Origin of the sequence: uncultured Methanobrevibacter sp., assembly GCF_902774605.1 — an archaeon.
GTDB lineage: Archaea > Methanobacteriota > Methanobacteria > Methanobacteriales > Methanobacteriaceae > Methanocatella.
Genome location: NZ_CACYJE010000004.1, coordinates 35,665 through 53,457, shown reverse-complemented (window position 1 = coordinate 53,457; position 17,793 = coordinate 35,665). Strand labels below are relative to the sequence as shown.

Annotated in this window: 22 protein-coding genes; 19 read left to right on the top strand and 3 right to left on the bottom strand. The window is 37.7% G+C overall.

The genetic code is table 11. The features are described from left to right. The first annotated feature begins 7 nt into the window (after nucleotides 1–7). From QZU77_RS01810 to QZU77_RS01775, 8 genes are all read left to right on the top strand, one after another. Nucleotides 8–463, top strand: a complete 456-nt coding sequence (locus QZU77_RS01810; RefSeq protein WP_295599129.1) for a methanogenesis marker 5 protein — start codon at nucleotides 8–10, stop codon at nucleotides 461–463. Further along, nucleotides 463–1,704 carry a methanogenesis marker 15 protein gene (locus tag QZU77_RS01805; RefSeq protein WP_295599126.1) on the top strand — a complete coding sequence of 414 codons (1,242 nt, stop codon included), beginning with the start codon at nucleotides 463–465 and terminating at the stop codon, nucleotides 1,702–1,704. The genes QZU77_RS01810 and QZU77_RS01805 overlap by 1 nt, the downstream gene beginning before the upstream one ends. Before the next feature lie 22 nt (nucleotides 1,705–1,726). Beyond that, nucleotides 1,727–2,287 carry a methanogenesis marker 17 protein gene (locus QZU77_RS01800; RefSeq protein WP_295599123.1) on the top strand — a complete coding sequence of 187 codons (561 nt, stop codon included), beginning with the start codon at nucleotides 1,727–1,729 and terminating at the stop codon, nucleotides 2,285–2,287. A 66-nt stretch (nucleotides 2,288–2,353) separates the two neighbouring features. Then, entirely contained in the window at nucleotides 2,354–3,220 is an 867-nt protein-coding gene (locus QZU77_RS01795; protein ID WP_295599120.1) for a radical SAM protein, read from the top strand. 113 nt (nucleotides 3,221–3,333) lie between these two features. Continuing rightward, complete coding sequence (locus tag QZU77_RS01790; protein WP_295599118.1) at nucleotides 3,334–4,254, top strand: manganese-dependent inorganic pyrophosphatase; 921 nt, start codon at nucleotides 3,334–3,336, stop codon at nucleotides 4,252–4,254. Between the two features lie 251 nt (nucleotides 4,255–4,505). Then, complete coding sequence (gene mtnA / locus QZU77_RS01785) at nucleotides 4,506–5,435, top strand: S-methyl-5-thioribose-1-phosphate isomerase (RefSeq protein WP_295599115.1); 930 nt, start codon at nucleotides 4,506–4,508, stop codon at nucleotides 5,433–5,435. Nucleotides 5,436–5,608: 173 nt separating this feature from the next. Continuing rightward, nucleotides 5,609–5,935 carry a hypothetical protein gene (locus tag QZU77_RS01780; protein WP_295599113.1) on the top strand — a complete coding sequence of 109 codons (327 nt, stop codon included), beginning with the start codon at nucleotides 5,609–5,611 and terminating at the stop codon, nucleotides 5,933–5,935. A gap of 153 nt (nucleotides 5,936–6,088) precedes the next feature. Then, on the top strand, nucleotides 6,089–7,354 hold the full coding sequence (locus QZU77_RS01775) for a TIGR02710 family CRISPR-associated CARF protein (RefSeq protein ID WP_295599110.1): 1,266 nt from the start codon (nucleotides 6,089–6,091) through the stop codon (nucleotides 7,352–7,354). On the opposite strand, the gene QZU77_RS01770 is transcribed toward QZU77_RS01775, so the two are convergent. Beyond that, the gene (locus QZU77_RS01770; protein WP_295599106.1) at nucleotides 7,351–8,355 is read right to left on the bottom strand and encodes a class I SAM-dependent methyltransferase family protein; all 1,005 of its coding nucleotides are present in this window, start codon (nucleotides 8,353–8,355) and stop codon (nucleotides 7,351–7,353) included. The two genes, QZU77_RS01775 and QZU77_RS01770, sit on opposite strands and share 4 nt — an antisense overlap. A gap of 36 nt (nucleotides 8,356–8,391) precedes the next feature. On the opposite strand from QZU77_RS01770, the gene dph5 reads away from it, so the two are divergent. Both dph5 and QZU77_RS01760 read left to right on the top strand, forming a co-directional pair. Continuing rightward, nucleotides 8,392–9,183 (top strand): diphthine synthase, encoded by a 792-nt coding sequence (gene dph5 / locus QZU77_RS01765; protein ID WP_295599103.1) that lies wholly within the window; start codon nucleotides 8,392–8,394, stop codon nucleotides 9,181–9,183. A gap of 548 nt (nucleotides 9,184–9,731) precedes the next feature. Further along, complete coding sequence (locus QZU77_RS01760; RefSeq protein WP_295599100.1) at nucleotides 9,732–10,187, top strand: MarR family winged helix-turn-helix transcriptional regulator; 456 nt, start codon at nucleotides 9,732–9,734, stop codon at nucleotides 10,185–10,187. Between the two features lie 9 nt (nucleotides 10,188–10,196). On the opposite strand, the gene QZU77_RS01755 is transcribed toward QZU77_RS01760, so the two are convergent. After that, nucleotides 10,197–11,132, bottom strand: coding sequence for a 3-hydroxyacyl-CoA dehydrogenase (locus QZU77_RS01755; RefSeq protein WP_295599097.1), 936 nt, complete (start codon nucleotides 11,130–11,132; stop codon nucleotides 10,197–10,199). Nucleotides 11,133–11,242: 110 nt separating this feature from the next. Here QZU77_RS01755 and QZU77_RS01750 point away from each other — a divergent pair, with 110 nt between their 5' ends. The 5 genes from QZU77_RS01750 to QZU77_RS01730 all read left to right on the top strand — a co-directional run bounded on the left by QZU77_RS01750 (nucleotide 11,243) and on the right by QZU77_RS01730 (nucleotide 13,990). Continuing rightward, nucleotides 11,243–11,734: a hypothetical protein gene (locus QZU77_RS01750; protein ID WP_295599094.1), complete on the top strand. Its 492-nt coding sequence runs from the start codon at nucleotides 11,243–11,245 to the stop codon at nucleotides 11,732–11,734. Between the two features lie 12 nt (nucleotides 11,735–11,746). Beyond that, nucleotides 11,747–12,190: a GNAT family N-acetyltransferase gene (locus QZU77_RS01745; protein ID WP_295599091.1), complete on the top strand. Its 444-nt coding sequence runs from the start codon at nucleotides 11,747–11,749 to the stop codon at nucleotides 12,188–12,190. A gap of 206 nt (nucleotides 12,191–12,396) precedes the next feature. Continuing rightward, nucleotides 12,397–12,552 carry a hypothetical protein gene (locus tag QZU77_RS01740; protein ID WP_295599088.1) on the top strand — a complete coding sequence of 52 codons (156 nt, stop codon included), beginning with the start codon at nucleotides 12,397–12,399 and terminating at the stop codon, nucleotides 12,550–12,552. A gap of 88 nt (nucleotides 12,553–12,640) precedes the next feature. Beyond that, complete coding sequence (locus tag QZU77_RS01735; RefSeq protein WP_295599085.1) at nucleotides 12,641–13,564, top strand: hypothetical protein; 924 nt, start codon at nucleotides 12,641–12,643, stop codon at nucleotides 13,562–13,564. A gap of 3 nt (nucleotides 13,565–13,567) precedes the next feature. Then, nucleotides 13,568–13,990: a hypothetical protein gene (locus QZU77_RS01730; protein WP_295599083.1), complete on the top strand. Its 423-nt coding sequence runs from the start codon at nucleotides 13,568–13,570 to the stop codon at nucleotides 13,988–13,990. On the opposite strand, the gene QZU77_RS01725 is transcribed toward QZU77_RS01730, so the two are convergent. Next, nucleotides 13,982–14,725: an archaeosine tRNA-ribosyltransferase gene (locus QZU77_RS01725; protein WP_295599080.1), complete on the bottom strand. Its 744-nt coding sequence runs from the start codon at nucleotides 14,723–14,725 to the stop codon at nucleotides 13,982–13,984. The genes QZU77_RS01730 and QZU77_RS01725 overlap by 9 nt on opposite strands. 182 nt (nucleotides 14,726–14,907) lie before the next feature. On the opposite strand from QZU77_RS01725, the gene hdrC reads away from it, so the two are divergent. The 4 genes from hdrC to QZU77_RS01705 all read left to right on the top strand — a co-directional run bounded on the left by hdrC (nucleotide 14,908) and on the right by QZU77_RS01705 (nucleotide 17,793). Further along, a complete protein-coding gene (hdrC, locus tag QZU77_RS01720) occupies nucleotides 14,908–15,897 on the top strand; it encodes a CoB--CoM heterodisulfide reductase subunit C (protein WP_295599077.1) in 990 nt (329 codons plus the stop codon). A gap of 21 nt (nucleotides 15,898–15,918) precedes the next feature. Further along, entirely contained in the window at nucleotides 15,919–16,806 is an 888-nt protein-coding gene (gene hdrB, locus QZU77_RS01715; RefSeq protein WP_295599074.1) for a CoB--CoM heterodisulfide reductase subunit B, read from the top strand. 193 nt (nucleotides 16,807–16,999) lie between these two features. Then, on the top strand, nucleotides 17,000–17,266 hold the full coding sequence (locus tag QZU77_RS01710; RefSeq protein WP_295599072.1) for a DUF749 domain-containing protein: 267 nt from the start codon (nucleotides 17,000–17,002) through the stop codon (nucleotides 17,264–17,266). Further along, on the top strand, nucleotides 17,263–17,793 hold the full coding sequence (locus tag QZU77_RS01705) for a DUF2096 domain-containing protein (protein ID WP_295599069.1): 531 nt from the start codon (nucleotides 17,263–17,265) through the stop codon (nucleotides 17,791–17,793). Before QZU77_RS01710 ends, QZU77_RS01705 begins: the two co-directional genes overlap by 4 nt.

Sequence of the window (17,793 nt, the reverse complement as noted above, 5' to 3'; positions counted from 1 at the left end):
TGAAAATATGGTGAAAGTAGCTATTTATCCTCCAAACTCATTAATCTTGGCAGATTTAATTGAAAGGAAAGGTCACACTCCTTTAGTTTTACAAAAACAAATTAGACAAAAAATCAAAGACCCGGAGATTGATTCTCCGCCAATGAACATTACTGAAGAAGACCCAATCAAGGGTCTTAAATACGCAGCTATTGAAGTTCCATCCGGTGTTCGTGGAAGGATGGCGATTATCGGCCCTCTTATAGATGAGGCTGAAGCTGCAATTGTTGTTGATGGTGCCCCATACGGTTTCGGTTGTATCGGATGTGCAAGAACAAATGAACTGTCCATATTTTTGCTCAGAAACAAGGATATTCCGGTTCTGGAAGTAACATACCCTACAAATCAGGATGAAACCTATGTTATGGTAAATGATATTAATGATTTTATAGACTCACTTGAAGAAACTAAGGAGGAAGAATAATGGTTAAGATTGCATTAGTTTCATGCGGAACAGAATACAGTGGAATTCAAAAAGAAATAGAAAAGGCAGCAAACAAGTTTGGTGCTGAAATCATTCTTCCTGAAATTGATTTAGATTACATTGACGAATCTTATGAGAAATTTGGATTTTCAGCTCAAAGTTCAAGTTTAAAGTTAATGATTGCAAGGGCCATGGCTATTGTTGAAGGCAGATGCAAGCCTGACGCAGTGTTCATCGCAACATGTTTCAGATGCGCTGAAGCGGCACTGGTCAGAAACGAGGTTAGAAGATTTATACAAAACAATACTCGTATTCCAGTGGTAACCTACTCATTCACTGAAAGAACAAAAGCGGATGAACTGTTCATCCGTATGGAAGCGTTGGCCACTACTGTAACACGTAGAAGCATTCTTGCTCGTGAAAAACAAGAAGGACTCACTCTTGGTTTGGACTCAGGTTCAACCACTACCAAGGCTGTGCTGATGGAGAACAATAAGGTTATCGGAACTGGTTGGACATCCACCAAGGACATTATCGAATCAGCAAAAACCGCCGCTGCAGAAGCGTTCGGCGAAACCGATTATGATTGGGATGACCTTGACGGTATCGGAACCACAGGTTACGGTAGGTTCACCATGGGTCAGGAATTCGGTGCGGAACTTATTCAAGAGGAATTGTCCGTTAACGCTAAAGGCGCAGTGTATCTTGCGGATTGCCAGAAAGGAGAAGCTACCGTATTGGATATAGGTGGTATGGACAACAAGGTCATTACCGTGAACAACGGTATTCCTGACAACTTCACTATGGGTGGTATCTGTGCAGGTGCATCCGGAAGATTCCTGGACATGACTTCCCGCCGTTTGGATGTGGACATCACTGAACTTGGTCCATTGGCTGTGCAGGGTGACTGGAGACGGGCAATGCTGAACTCATACTGTATCGTATTCGGTATTCAGGACCTTGTTACAACACTCGCTGCTGGAGGTTCAAAGGCTGATGTGGCTGCTGCGGCATGTCACTCCGTGTCTGAACAGGTTTATGAACAGCAGCTTCAGGAAATTGACATTCGTGAACCGTTAATTCAGGTGGGCGGAACAAGTTTGATTTCAGGTCTTGTTGAAGCGGTAAGTGAGACTTTAGGTGGAATTGAAGTTATTGTTCCTGAATACTCACAACATATCGGTGCTGTGGGTGCGGCTCTTTTAGTGTCAGGAATGGGTCACAGACAGGATAATAAATAATATTTATGAAGGGATTGATTCGATGTTAGTTGAATGCTATGATGAGCGTGGTGCGGAAGTTTATGAAATCATCATTAAGCAAATCTTTCAGGATTTGGTTTTAGGAGCTTCTGTGGATGATTTGAAGGCTTATGTTAATCCTGATGATCCGGTATTTGTCTTATCTATTAAAATGAGAAAGACTTCAAATGTTGTATTGTTTGGGGATGTTGCTGACTTGACTTATAATGAGGCTAATGGCAGAACCATGATCTTGATTGATAATGAGAATTATCTTCCGAATATCTTGAAGCAGCTGTGGAAGCAATTTTCAAGGGATGAAATCTATCAGCCTAACAGGTATCAGCTTGAAATCGAGGGTGATTACACAGAATTGGAATCAGTTGTTGTGGATGATCCTCATTCTAATTTGCAAAGGCGCATTTATGATGCAGTCTTTAGAATATTGCCTGAAGGATTTAAGAACATTAAAGATTTGTCCACTGAGGATATTGTTTGTGTTGTGGCTACTGATGAGTTAATTAAAGATGCTTGGATTGAAAAGGCTCATGAGTTTATTGATGAGTTGAACAAGGGCATGTAGAAAACTTTATATATTTGTTCGTATTAATACAAATTAACAGGAGTTATATTTAAGGAGGAGTAGTATATGAACGAACATAACGGTTCAAGATTTGCACACATAACAAAAGCACATCCTTGCTTCAATGAAAAAATGCATGATAAAGTCGGAAGAGCACACGTACCAGTAGCACCAAAGTGCAATATCTTTTGCAACTTCTGTACAAGAGATATAAACAACGAGGAAGACAGGCCAGGTGTTGCAGGATGCATCATGAAACCTGATGATGCAATAACCCACATCAACGACGTTACCTCAGAAGGTCCAATTTCAGTAGTTGGTGTTGCCGGACCGGGGGATTCACTTGCAAATGATGAAACATTCGAGTTCTTTGAAAAGCTTGCAGGCGAACAGCCGGACTTAATCAAATGTATGAGTACAAATGGACTTTTGCTTCCAAAATATGCAGATAAACTGGCAGAGCTTGGAGTGAACTCCGTTACAGTAACAATCAATGCGATTGACCCTGACATTGCAGTTGACATTTATTCATTCATCAAATACGAAGGTAAAGTATATAAGGGATATGACGCTGTAAAAATATTGATCCAAAACCAGCTGGACGGCGTTGAAAAGGCAGCCGCCAACGGATTGGTTGTCAAGGTAAATTCCGTCTTGATTCCAGGATTGAATGATGAGCACATTGTTGAAATTGCAAAGGAAGTCAAGAAACGCGGAGCTGCATTGATGAACGTGTTGCCGTTGATTCCTTTAGCAAAAATGAAACATTACTCACGTCCGGACTGCTCAATGATGGAAAGCGTCAGGGAGCAAGTCGAAGAAATCATACCGGTATTTAGAGCATGCACTCAATGCAGGGCGGATGCCTACGGAATACCTGGTAAGAAAAGCGAAGATCATCATTTAGGAATGACTCCACAAAGTCATTACTAAATTACTTTTTTTTAATTTTGGCCATATTTCATATTTTCAATAGTAATATTAAATATCATAAAGGATATATTTAATATCGTTATTTTTATAAAAATTTTTTGGAAAAAGATAATATGGTAGAAACTTATGTTTTTGGACATAAAAGTCCTGATAGTGACACAATAACATCAAGTATTGTAATGGCAAACTTGGAAAACGAATTGGGCAATGCTGATGCAAAAGCTTACAGATTAGGAAACATCAACAAGGAAACTGAATTCATTTTAAATTATTTGGGCATCGATGCGCCGGAACTTTTGGATGATGTTGAAGACGGTGCAAATGTTATTCTAGTTGACCACAACTCTCCAGCGGAATCAGTTGATAATTTGGAAAATGCCAATATTCTAAAAGTTGTTGACCATCATAAGCTAGCATTGGAGACTTCCTATCCGTTATTCTTAAGATTTGAACCTGTCGGATGTACTGAAACCATTTTATGCAAATTGTATGAGGAGAATGGTGTTGAAATCACAAAAGAAATCGCTACATTAATGTTGTCTGCAATCATATCAGATACATTGCTTTTAAAATCCCCTACCACCACTGAAGACGATAAGGCGGCTGTTGAAAAACTCGCTAAAATCGCTGAGGTTGATGCAGAAGAATATGGTTTGGAAATGCTTAAGGCAGGTACTGATTTAAGCAGTTTCACTATCGATGAAATCTTGGCATTGGATGCAAAGCAGATTGACTTCAAGGATGTCAAATCCATTGTGAATCAGGTCAACACTGCAGACATCAGTGATGTAATGGCCATGAAGGATGATTTGGAAGCTGGAATCAACAAAATCATCGAAGATGAAGAATTGGATCTCTTCATGCTTTTAATCACCGACATCGTAAACAGCAATTCACAGGTCATTGCTCTCGGTAAGGATGCAGGACTTGTTGAGAAGGCTTACGGCGTCGAATTGGTTGACAACACTGTTTTGCTTGAAGGTGTGGTTTCACGTAAAAAACAGGTTGTGCCAATCATGACTGAAAATGCATAATTATTTTTAGGCATGCCTAAAAAAACCTTTATTTTTTATATTTTTATAAATCTTTATAAATGATAATTGAAAAAATAATAATTAGATGTATTTAAGATACATCTCTAATCAATCCAATTTTGGATATTAAATTAGACGGGAAGCATAATTATTAAACCTTTAATTGTATTGTTATACATTAAAAAAATTAGAAACTAACGCTTAATTATGCTTTCAAATTTTTTTATACTTTTTTTTAACAAGGTGTCATGATGAAAACACTTGAATGGGAAGACAACAAATTAAAACTCATTGATCAAAGAAAGCTTCCTGATGAATTGACTTACGTTTACTGTGATAATTATCAGGATGTTATCGTAGCAATCAAGAACATGACCGTACGGGGCGCTCCGGCAATTGGAGTGTCTGCCGCTTTTGGAATGGCATTGGCGGATATTGAAGGTGTTGACTTAAACCTGGCTGCAGAGGAAATAAAAGCGGCAAGGCCAACAGCAGTCAACTTGTTCTGGGCAGTTGACAGGGTACTGGGCAGTGAAGATGCACTTAAAGAGGCTCTTAAGATGTATGAAGAGGACATGGCTACAAACCGTGCCATCGGAAAATATGGTGCGGAAGTCATAGATGACGGGGATACAATACTCACCCATTGTAACGCCGGCGCTCTTGCATGTGTCGATTATGGAACTGCACTGGGAGTGATCAGGGCCGCAAGGGATGCGGGCAAGAACATCAATGTCATATGTGATGAAACCCGTCCAAGAGGTCAGGGCGCAAGCTTGAGCGTATGGGAAATGCAGCAGGAAAACATTCCTGTCAAGCTGATTCCCGATGTCGCATCAGGATTTTTAATGTCACAGGGCAAAATCGACAAGGTGGTTATTGGGGCAGACAGGATTGCCCGTGGAGGCGTTGTAAACAAGGTCGGATCTTTCATGGTGGCTCTTGCGGCCAAACGCCATGACATACCGTTTTACGTGGCGGCACCATACTCCACATTTGACAATGAAATATCAATATTTGACACTGTTATTGAAGAAAGAGACGGTGATGAAGTGAGATACTATGGAGGGGCCAGAATCTGTCCTGAAGGAACTGAAGTAATAAACCCTGCATTTGACATAACTCCAAAGGATTTGATCACTGGAATCATTACGGAAAAGGGCATAATTGACCCGATTTAGGCAATGATGATTAGTGGTAAAAACTATTTATGCAATAAAATTTAAATAAGTATATAACATTTAATAGAATTTCTATATAGTTCAATCAAAAGTCTATTTTTGATTAAAAGTTACAGTCTTGTAATACTTAGGGATTTGAAAAATTGTTAATATAATAATGTGAGTGGATATATATGGAGATTAAAGAAAATAAAGGATTAAACTTTCCTCCTTTAATAGATGATTTGGTTAAAGAGTTATTAAAGGATGATTTCGTACACTTCAAAATATTATGTGCCAATGAGATTCATCACTTCAACAAGGAAGATGATTCCATCATTGACTTCCAGGAAACCTATATGAAGGAAACCAGCGCTAACGGAGACATGCTGTACATTGCTTATCCGGATATCTTCAGGGTTAAATTGTATAGGGACATGGAACAGTATCTTGAAGACGAAAAGAAATTCAATGCATTCAATGATGATGACGATTGGACTGGAAACAGAATCCAATTCTAGTTAAGAAACATATACTGTTTCTTATTACTATTTTTTTTTATTTTAAAGTTTTTTTCAGTGCTTTTTTTCATTCATAATCAAAATTATTTAATGAATTTCAATCAAATCATTAATTAAGTGATTTTTGTGAAAAGAAAAGAGATAATTTTGTTCATGACAGTTGGGACTGGAGTCAGCTCAGGCACTCCTGATGAGGGGTCAAGGATTTCCGCTCGGAAATTGTATTCCACCATCAATAAGATATTTCCGAATAAGGTGGTGTTTTTTGCATCGGAAATATCAAGACGCACCATACCTTTCGTCGAAGAGTTCTTTAAAATGGATAATGATGAGTTCATTGAAGGTGAGGATTATGAAATTGTTCCGATCGAATCCATTGATAACTTCAATGCATGTTTTGAAGTATTCGAGTCCAAAATATGGGAATATGGCTATTTTGATAAAAAGTGCAATAATAAAATCATAATGGATTACACTTCAGGAACCAAGACAATGTCCGCTGCAATGGCCTGTTGCGGAATGTTCTACAATAAGGTTTTAATCTCCGTTGGCGGTGACAGGAGCAAGGGTGAAGTGTCTGCAGGCACAGAACTGATAAATTATCAGAATCTCTATAAGATATATGATAAGTTTGCCTTGCTGAGGATTAGGAATAGTTTCAATGCCAATCGTTTCATGCCCTGCATTGATATCCTGAATTATATTGTTGATTTGAATATCCATAAGGATTCATTGTTAAACCTGTGCAAGGCTTATTCCTCATGGGACAATATGGAATTTGAAAAGGCCTATGATTATTTGAGAAATGTTGACCTTAATCATTTTGAGCTTTCTGAAATAAAAAGGGATGTTAAATTCAACCTGAAGGCGTTAGGCAACATCTGCAATTCAAGATCTGAGAATCTGAAAAACTGCTATATTCTTGCAAGCCTGATCAACAATTCAATCAGAAGGTCTGAGGAATACAAGTATGATGATGCCATAGCCCGTTTGTATCGTGCATTCGAGTTGATTGCACAAATCAGATTGTACAATTATAACATCAAGTCATCCGATGTTGATTTGAATATTCTAATCGAGCATGGTGTCGATGAAAGGTTCATTGACTTTTTGGAGCGAACTCGTGATGATGGCAAGATACGGATTGGATTGGCATTGGATTATCTGCTTTTAAATGAGTTGGATGATGATTTGGGTAAGTTTTTCGTTGAGAATCGCAGCAAAATCAATAATTTGACTTCTAAACGGAACAATTCCATTTTGGCTCATGGTCTTGAAAGTCAATCCAGTGAGGATTTTGAGAAATTCCTGGAATTGGTTATTGATTTGGCCAAGAAATTGGATAAGGACATGAATAAGTTCTTGAATCAAACCCGTTTTCCTAAGTTTGATTTAAGGATGGATATGAACAAGCCTTAGGGGATATTGATTTTTCCGTCAATGGCCACGTGCCATTCTCCTGGGCTGGTTGATTTCACCTTGCGGGTGTTGATTATCTCAACTTCCTTTCCGGCTTCATGGCATGCATTTTCCAATCGTTTTATTCCCTGTTCATATGAATCGGAAAACTCATAATAATTGATTGTTCCACCATCTTCAATTAAATCAACAGCAACATCAAGGAAAGTGTATGCAAGTCCTGGAAGATTCATTATTATGCGGTCGAATTTTGAGTTAAATGATTTGCTGACTTCACGAACATCTCCGCAGTAGGTTTTGATGGAACCTTTCAACTTGTTCATCCGAATGTTCTCATCCAGGTACCTGATGGCGGACTCGTTAATGTCCACAGCGGCAATCTCCACATTTTTGTTTCTTGCAATGACGATTGGGAACGGTCCAATGCCGCAAAACATGTCAAGGATTTTTTCACCCTCTTTAACGCTTTCCATCACGCGTTTGCGTTCGGTTGCAAGTCTTGGGGAAAAGTAGACTTCACGAACATCCAGCTTCAATCTGGCGCCATGCTCCTTATGGATTGTCACCGAATCGTCCTCTCCGGCTAGGAATTCCAGGTCACGGACTCTGGTTGTTCCCTTGATTGCGCTTTTTTTCATGTATATTGATTTTCTCTTTGTGAACTTGAGGGCAGCATCGCCTATCAGCAATTTTTTATCCTGCAGGTCATCTGGGATTTCCAGAATGACAATGTCTCCGATGGTGTCGAATGAGGTTCTGAGGTTTTCAATCTCCGTGCTTGTTAGTTCATCCTCGAGCAGTTCTGAAAAATTGTGTGGAACCTTCTTCATTGGCTCCAGGTCAATGTCTGCAATTTCATAATCGTCAATGTCATCATTGATTGGAATATAGCCATAATCGTCACTGGCCTTTATCCTATATTCCATATTCATTAATCCTTTTTCCATTAACTTGATGCGTGTGTCATTCAATTCTTTTAATGGAACTTTTACACATTTCATAAAGTTTTTTATGTTTAAATTATTATAAATAGTATTATGTTTTATTTAGTTGGCTTAGGATTATTTGACGAGAAGGATATTTCTCTTAAGGGATTGGAATGTTTAAGAAATGCGGATAAGATTTATGCCGAATTTTTCACATCAAGATTATTTGGTTCAAGTTTTGAGGCCATTGAGGAATTGATTGGCCAGGAAATTGAAGTTCTGGTGCGAGGTGAAGTGGAGGAGGAACATAAGTTCATTGATGAGGCTCGAGATGGCGATGTTGCATTGATTACTGGAGGCGATCCTTTGATTGCAACCACTCACAGTGATTTTCTGGTTCAGTGCTCTAAAAAGGGGATTGATTTCGAGGTCATTCACGGGTCTTCCATTTTGTCATCGGCTCCGGCCATTTCAGGGCTTCAGGGGTATAAGTTCGGTAAGGTGACTACCATACCGTTTCCTGATTATAATTTCTATCCGAAATCTCCTTATGAGGCCATTGAGGAGAATCTTAGGATGGATTTGCATACCTTGGTGTTGCTTGACATTCAGGCTCACAAGGACCGTTACATGACCGTCAATCAAGGCTTGGAATACCTTATGAATATTAAGGATGACCTGGATCGTGATGGATTGATTTGTGAGGATACCTTGGCTATGGGTATTGCTCGTGTGGGTTCAAAGGATGTTGTCGTTCGGGCGGGCAAGATTTCCGAGCTGATTGATTTTGATTTTGGAGGTCCTCTCCATTGCATTGTGATTCCATCTAAGTTGCATATTGTCGAGGCGGAGTATCTTGTTGAGATTGCGGGTGCAGATTCTAGCATTCTTGATGATGTCTGATTTTAAAAATAGGGGGAGTTTGGAAGTAGTTGTCATTACTACTTCCTTTTGAACATGTATTAATCATTTTGGAGATTTTAAATGGTTGACTGATGTTCATCGTAAGATATGAAAATTACTTCATATCGTTTATTAGTTATATTTTAATGTTATATAAATCTTTTTATTTTCATTTTTATTATTTGGGGCATTTATTATTATAATGTTCATTCTTTGTTTGCATAATGCTTGAAATTAATTATTGAAAATAACTTTTTAGATTATAGTCGCATAAAAAAAGTAAAAATTAGTAAACAAATTCTGTTAAAAACCATGAGGTTTGGGGGAATATCTTTAAAAAATGGCGGTTGTGGAAGTAATGGTGTTTTTACTTCCAGTTTAATATGTTTTTAAACATTTTGGAGATTATAAAATGCTTGAAATTATGAATGAAAGAAATGAAATTTATTTCATATCGTTTTTTATATATGTAATATTTGGTATATAAATATTTTCATTTGATTTTTTCTAAAAAACTATTAAATATCTGTAAAACCAAAATATGAATAATGAAATTTGAAAAGACAATGGGTTTCTATGATTCCAACCGTTTGGGGGACATATTATTCATTTTTCACAAGAATCATAAGAAATACTTAAACGATGAGCTTGCAAAATATGATTTAAGCCTAATCCAGGCATTATGTATTTTAATGATACATGAAAGCGGCAATCTAAACCAAAAGGATTTGTCTGATGGATTGTACTTGACAAAGGGAGCGATCACAAAGGCAATTAAAAAACTTGAAAACGATGGATGGGTTTTCCGCGAGAAATCGGATAGGGACAAGCGCCACAATGTTTTAAGGTTAACTCCGAAGGCGGAAAAATTCATTCCAACCTTTTATGAAATCAATGAGGGATGGGAAAGTAAAATGGGCTTGCATGAGTTGGATGCGAACTTCATGAAGACATTCAATGAATTGACCTTAAAATCAATCGAATTGAATTTAAAAAAAGAATAAAAAAGGATTTTAGTATTCGTAAAATCCTTTTCCAGCATTAATGCCTGTTTCACCGGCATCTATTTTTTCCTTAAGCATTTTAGCAATTTTTCCAGGAGTGGTTTCAGGGTCCTGTGCCTCAGGGTTCATTATGACGATGTTGTATGCTGTGGTTAAGCCCACAATGTCCAGGATATGGAATGGTCCTGCAGGAGCTCCTGTGGCTAAAATCCATGTTTTATCGATGGTTTCATGGTCCGCAACATCATTTGCAAGCAATGCTTCTGCGGCACTTAGGAACGGAACCAAGAGGGAGTTCAGGATGTAGCCCGGTTGCTCTTTTTTAAGCTGCAACGGGATCATGTTGATGTCTTCGGCAAACTTGACCACTTCATCATAGTATTCCTGTTCGGTTCCAGGATGGCCCATCACTTCGGCGGTATTGTTTTTCCAGATTGTATTTGCAAAATGCAGTGAAAGGTACTTTTCAGGTCTTCCGGTGTGTTCTGCAAACATTGACGGCAGCAATGTTGAGGAATTTGTCACCAGAATTGTTTTCTCTTCCATGTATTTTGCAAGCTCTGTGTAGAAGGCAATTTTCTGTTCTGGATTTTCAGCAATGGCCTCGATGATCAAATCAGCATCCTTGGCTGCTTCCTCATAGCTGGTTGTCAATGTCAGGCTGTCGTATGCATCCTGTGCCTTTTGCTTTAACTCGTCAAGTTCGCCTTCGCTCAAGTCGGTTTTTGCTGCCAATCCTCTGCAATACTCGCTTGGGTCGGTTTTCATTGCTTCTAGGGTTTCAATATATATGTTTTTGAATCTTTCAAGCTTAGGTTTGGCTCTTTCAATTGATCCTTCACTTCTAAGCCAGATTGTTACATCAAATCCACAGTAAGCGGTTTGAAGAGCGATTTGGCTTCCAAGTACGCCTCCACCGGCGACAACTACTTTTTTTATGCTCATTTTTATACACCTCAAAATAAACAAATTAGTTTACTTGTATACTTATATTTGCATTTCAATCCTTAAATAACTTACTAGATTTATATGCTTCAAAATCCAAAATAATCTTAATGAACCGAATAGATGTATTAAATAATTTACAGCAAAGGAATAATTCCTTGAAATCAATATTACTGCACGAACAGATTAGATATGACAACTATCCATTTGAATATTTTCAAAAGTACTCCTCAATGATACTGGAGGAATATCGCAAACACGGATCATTCTATAAGGCATCTCTAAATGTAGGCATTGATTACGGGGTGGTCATAAACTGGTATGTTCAAGGAAAGATGGATAATCCAGTATTTAATGAATTTTCCAAATCCATCGACAATCTCAATGGAGTATTGATTGAACAGAACAGCTCCAATGATTCCAATGTGGAAACTCAGGAGGACTCAGGCGATAATCATATCGACGGCGACTATATGATATCCCAATACGGCGACGGCTGGAGCTATAAGACATTCGTTGACGGTGAGAAGATATTCATCATTTCAAATGATTTGGAAACTCTAAAAGACAAGGTAAGGAATAAACATTTGCCTTTGGATTAAATGGGTGATGGAATGGAATGGGTTTTAAAGCAGTTCAATCAACTGTCATTGGATGAGCTTTATGGGATTGTGCAATTGAGATTGGAAGTCTTTGTAGTTGAACAGAATTGCCCTTACCAGGACCTGGACGGTAAAGACCAGAGCGCATATCATTTGTTCTTAAAAGACAATGATGTAATCGTGGCCGCTTTAAGAGTTCTTCCCGAAAACGTGGCATATGATGAAACGGCTATCGGACGGCTCATCGTTAAAGAGGTATATCGTGGACAAAAAATAGCAAAAGCAATGATGGAAAAGGCAATTGAATTCATAACTGATGATTTGGGCAAGGATAAAATCAGGTTGTCCGGCCAGGCATATTTGACAGATTTCTACATTGGCTTGGGGTTTAAAAAAGTTTCTGAGGAATATTTGGAAGATGGCATAAAACACTATGAATTCCTATATGAGGCTTGAAATTAGGATTCCAACAGCCAACATCTTTTATCAAGACAAACTTTTTTTAACGCTGCCTGTTTGTGAAATTGGAGTGGTGGCTGTTTTCATAACAATCCCATGTAATTATTAAATTTACTGTAAAAGAACAATATTAACTTTTTCGTGTCAAAATGCTTTGAGAAAAACCTATTACATTTATAAACTAGTGTATGCAATTTAATTGTATGACTCGAAACAGACGTGTTACAATCAGCATCAATAATGACATTGACTTGAATTTCAGGAGAGTGGCTTCCACCAAGATGCTGTTTAAAACCGGTTGGTATTCCAAGGCAATCGAGGAAGCGATGTTATTATGGATGGAAAAAGAGGATAAGTGAAAAAATTTTTTTTTCTTTTTTTTCTTTTTTTGCATTAACTATTTAAATTAATACTTATCTAATTTATTAATATAGAGTGGTGTCAATAATGGAAAGTGATGAATTTAGAACTGTACGGGTATATACTAAAAAATATACTAGTAAGGATAAGGATGGCAATACTGTTGAAAAGGAATCAAAACAGAAACAGGTCAGTCTTAAAAAAGAGGATCCTTTTGAAGATGACGACTTAGTAAAAGTATTGTCCCAAAAGGATTATGAAAAATTATTGGACAATCAGTTTTCAGATGAAAGGCTTGACGAGTTTTACCATATCATTGAAGGCAAGGATGCCGAGATAGAGCAGCTTAAAAATCAGATACAAACCCTTAAGGGGTCATTTTTCGATGATGTGGATTCACTTAAGGACCAACTGACTGACAAGGAGGAGCTTGTCAAGGCCAAGGATGAAATTCATGAGTTGAATAAGGAAATTAAAGTAATCAATGACGAAAGAGTCGCTATTTTTAAGGAGCTTGACTACAAGAACAAGATGATTCTGGCATACAATGTCGAGCTGAACAAGTCCATTTTAAATGCAATTAATGTTGTTATTGATGAGGCAAGGGACAACATCAACAGGAGAAACGCATTGCTAGTTAAGGATTTGGAAAAGTCAATTGAAAAAACCAAGCATGAGGTCAACGAGAAGAACAAGGCCATAGCATATGATATAAAAAGCACTGTTGAGGACATGAACGATCAAATCAGGAACACAAGCACCATTAAGATGTTGTTGAATAAGAATAAGATCAATTTAAGAGTGCCTACCGATGATCTGCTCAAGCCATTTGACTTTGACTTTGACGTTCAGCAATTCCTTTCAGGCCAGGCATTGGAGCTCGATGCGGCTGAAATATTAAAGGAGGTCATGCCTAAACTTCCAGAACCATTCTCCAAATATATTGACACTCTAGATGAGGATGATGACGCTCCCGAAACCATTGAGATTTCATCAAAAAAAGAGGAATGACCTATGAGGACGTTCAACACAGGCAAGGTCAGCTTCGAGTATCCTGACGTGTGGGAAGTGGAGAAGGCGGATATCATTTCCAATCCCGATTGCATCGCAACACTGTCCAAGGGAGAGGGCAACCTGGTCAATGCAGTGATGTTTCCGACTGCAACTAACCTGGACGACTATAAGGTTTTCATGGAAAATGCAATTTCAGATGATGGCGGGCAAATTTTTGCATGTGATTTTGTCCAGATTGCAGGCATGGATGCCATCAAGCTTCATGCAAACATGGACACTCCCGAAATAAACTTTGACATGCACACTTATGTGTTCATTGAAAATAAGATAATATATATTTTTGAATTGAGGACCCTTGATGTTTCAGGCGAGTCCGAAGGCGAATTCAAAAACATGATTGAATCATTCAGGATACTAGAATAATTGGGTGTATTCCAGAAGGTAATCCATTTGTGTCCTGTCAAGTATTTTCAGGGTTGAGATGTTCTGGGGTGTTGTTCCGGAACGTTCCTCCACAAGATTTCTCAATGACCTGTTTTTCATGTGCGCATGGATTTCACGGATTGTGAATTCCATGTATTCAATGTTTTTCTTTTCTAATTCTTCCTGACTTATCTCATCATAAATGGGGTATGCGTTCAAGTCATAGGCCTTGGTTGGGGTTTGAAGCACATTCAGGTGGCTGTAGTAGTTTGCGGAATCAACCATGAACCCGTCGATGCCCATGTAGGTTAGTATGGGCATGAATGAAACTTCAGTGAATGGGAATATGAAGTAGCTTGTTTTTTTGGCTTGCTTTTTAAGGTTGACGACTAGCTCGACAAGGTCTCTTGGATTGGTGAGCAGGCTGTCAGCGTTGGCTATGATGAAACCGTTGTATCCTATTTCTTCAAGTTCTTTTAGGCATTTGACTCTCAAATCCAAATATTTTGATCCCTGGATTACTGCAATGTCGCATTCGTCCACGTTCTCCTTGGCAAGTCTCAATGTTTCCTTAACGTTAAACTCGGCAATTTCACGGTCAATGTTGTATGCTGAACCTTCGTTTGGAGCTATTTTCAAATCTTTTTTTGAGAATAGTTTCGGTGTCAGTTCACCCTCGATTTTGCCGATTCTTCCAGGTCCGTCATGTGATTTTATTTCAAATTTTCTTATCATTTGATTCTTCCTTTTTTGTATTATAGTATTATTTGATTTTTTAGGTTTAAATAAATTTTTCATTTTGTGTAATCTTTTAGGTTACACTGCTCAAAATTTTAGTAAGCTTTATATATATTATTTTAAAGAGTATTAGTATGGATTTGAGGGAATAACCTATGAGAATCCAAGGTGTGTTTTCAATGTCTATAATAAATCGTCTAAAATCCTTGTTTAAAGGAGACAATGAAGTAACTGACATCAATACTGATGTATCAAACACATCTAATGATGTCAAAGTTGCATCTTCAAAAAACATAAAAGTTACTATTTCCGATGAGGAAAAAGAAGTTTCTATAACCAAACAAGAAACTGTAACCGAATCTGGAGATAGGAATGTTGATTTAACTTTCAAAAAAGACATCAAACCTATAGAAGATGAGACTGTTGAAGATACAGTTCAAGATTCATCCGAAGAAATTGTGGAAGAAGTTGAAGTTGTCGAGGAAACTGAAGCTCCTGTTGAAGCTGAAGAAATCGTCGAAGAAACTGAAACTGTTGAAGAAGATGAAGACGCTCCTGAAGAAGATGTCGAGGAAGTTGAAGAAAAAACAAATAATAAAGAGAGAGATAAAATGACTTTATTGACTGATAAAGAATTATTAAATGATAGTAATCGTGATCCAGATTTCACTGCTGAGTTCATTGATGCTGGAATCGAAACTGTAAAACACTGTTTCCAATGTGGTACCTGTAGTGGAAGTTGTCCTTCTGGAAGAAGAACTCCATACAAAGTAAGACAAATCGTCAGAAAATGTTTACTTGGATTAAAAGAAGAAGTTATCACTGACGACGCTTTATGGATGTGTACTACCTGTTACACCTGCCAAGAAAGATGTCTCAGAAGTGTTAAAATTGTAGAAATCATCAAAAAAGCACGTAACATCGCAGCTCACGCAGGTTACATGGCAAAACCTCACAAAATGACTGGAGTATACGTAATCAACACCGGTCACGCAGTACCTATTAACGATGCTGCTAAAGCTTTAAGAGCTAAAATTGGACTTTCTGAATTGCCACCAACAACTCACAGTTATCCAGAAGCATTAGAAGAAGTACAAAAATTATGTAAACTTACCGCATTTGATGAATTAATCGGTTACGATGAAGCAACCGGCGGATTAAAAGAATAGATTTATGAGGAGAGTTATAATATGGAAATTGCATATTTCTTAGGTTGTATCATGAACAACCGTTATCCTGGTGTAGAAAAAGCAACCAGAAAATTATTCGAAGCATTAGATATCAAATTAACTGACATGGAAGGAGCATCCTGTTGTCCTGCTCCTGGTGTATTCGGTTCTTTCGATGAAGAAACCTGGGCTACTATCGCAGCTCGTAACTTAACTATTGCTGAAGACATGGGTGCAGACATCATGACCGAATGTAATGGATGTTTCGGTTCATTATTCGAATGTAACCACATGTTAAAAGAAAATGATGAAAAAAGAGAAAAAGTCAACGCTAACTTAGCTGAAATCGGCAGAGAATTCAAAGGAACCACTAACGTAAAACACTTTGCTCAAATCTTAAGAGATGACGTTGGTTTTGAAAAATTAGCATCATTAATCGAAAAACCTTTAGACTTAAATGTTGCTGTACACTACGGTTGCCACTTCTTAAAACCTACCGATGAAATCGGTATCGAAGATCAAGCTGAAAACCCATCAATCTTAGATGACCTCGTAGAAATTACCGGTGCTAAATCTGTAGACTACAAAGACAAAATGATGTGCTGTGGTGCAGGTGGAGGTTTAAGAGCAAGAGATTTAGATGTAACTACCAGTTTCACTAAAGAAAAACTCGACCACATGACCGAAGCAGGCGTTGACGCTATCGTTAACGTATGTCCTTTCTGTCACATGCAATTTGACCAAGGTCAAACTGAAGTGAACGAAAGATACGGAACTGACTTCGCATTACCAGTATTCCACTTAGCTCAATTATACGGATTAGCTATGGGATTATCTGCTGAAGAATTAACCTTCGATGCTCAAAAAATTGATGCAACCCCTGCTATCAAAAAAGCATTAGGTGAATAGATCTAAGGATTTTTCAATCCTTACTTTTTTATTTTTTTAGGCATTGAAAACACATTTTGGATAGTTATCTACTCTTGATAACTATTTTTTTTATCAAAAATTTTTTTTGTTTGTATCATTACGAATAATTCGTAATCATGTTTATATACTAGAAGTTAAATAAAATAAACTAATATAAAAAAGAGGTGTAATTATGTTTGTAGCAACATTAGACGGAATATTCAAATATTCAGACCTTCCTGAAGAATACGAACCTTACGTACAATTCAAAGCAACAATAGATAAAAGAGAAATAAAAGATAGTGATGAAATTGCAATTCTAAACATTGCTGGAACTTCAACACATCACGTATTATTCCTTGATTCATACAGCAGCATAAGTGAAATCGAAGCTGAACTAAAAGACGCTGACGCTAAAATCAATCACACAACCTTAAAGATTATAGGTGGACATTTATGAACTTACCATCTGAACAAACTTGGTTAGTTCTCCAGCATTTAATATCCGACCTGACCAGAAAAGGATATGAAATTCCAAGTGGAATTAACCCTGAGATGGGATTGATAAGATCATCTGTCAGTTCATATAAAAGAGATCCAACCCATCCTGATTTGATCAATGGTTTAGCTAAGGCTGAAATGTCCTTAAACAATATTCAAGCGACACTCATAACATTGGCTGAAGAACATGAAGATGAAGAATATGTTGACCATTGGCTTGACTTGTTAAAGCAGGCAATGCAAGGAAAAGAAGTATTTCAATTTGCAAAATCAAGGTCAAAATTCTTAGCCAACACTCCTCCGGGTTTGACAACAGGCAGAATTAACTTAAAAGTTCCTTTAGCCGAGGAAAGAGTTCAAGAAATTGCAGAATGGAATGGTCTCATCATAGAATTTGAGGATGATGTGACTGTCGAATTACATGGTGATAAGGAAGACCTCAAAGCAGGCGTACAGGAAATGGGGTCATTCTTTTTAGAACAATAA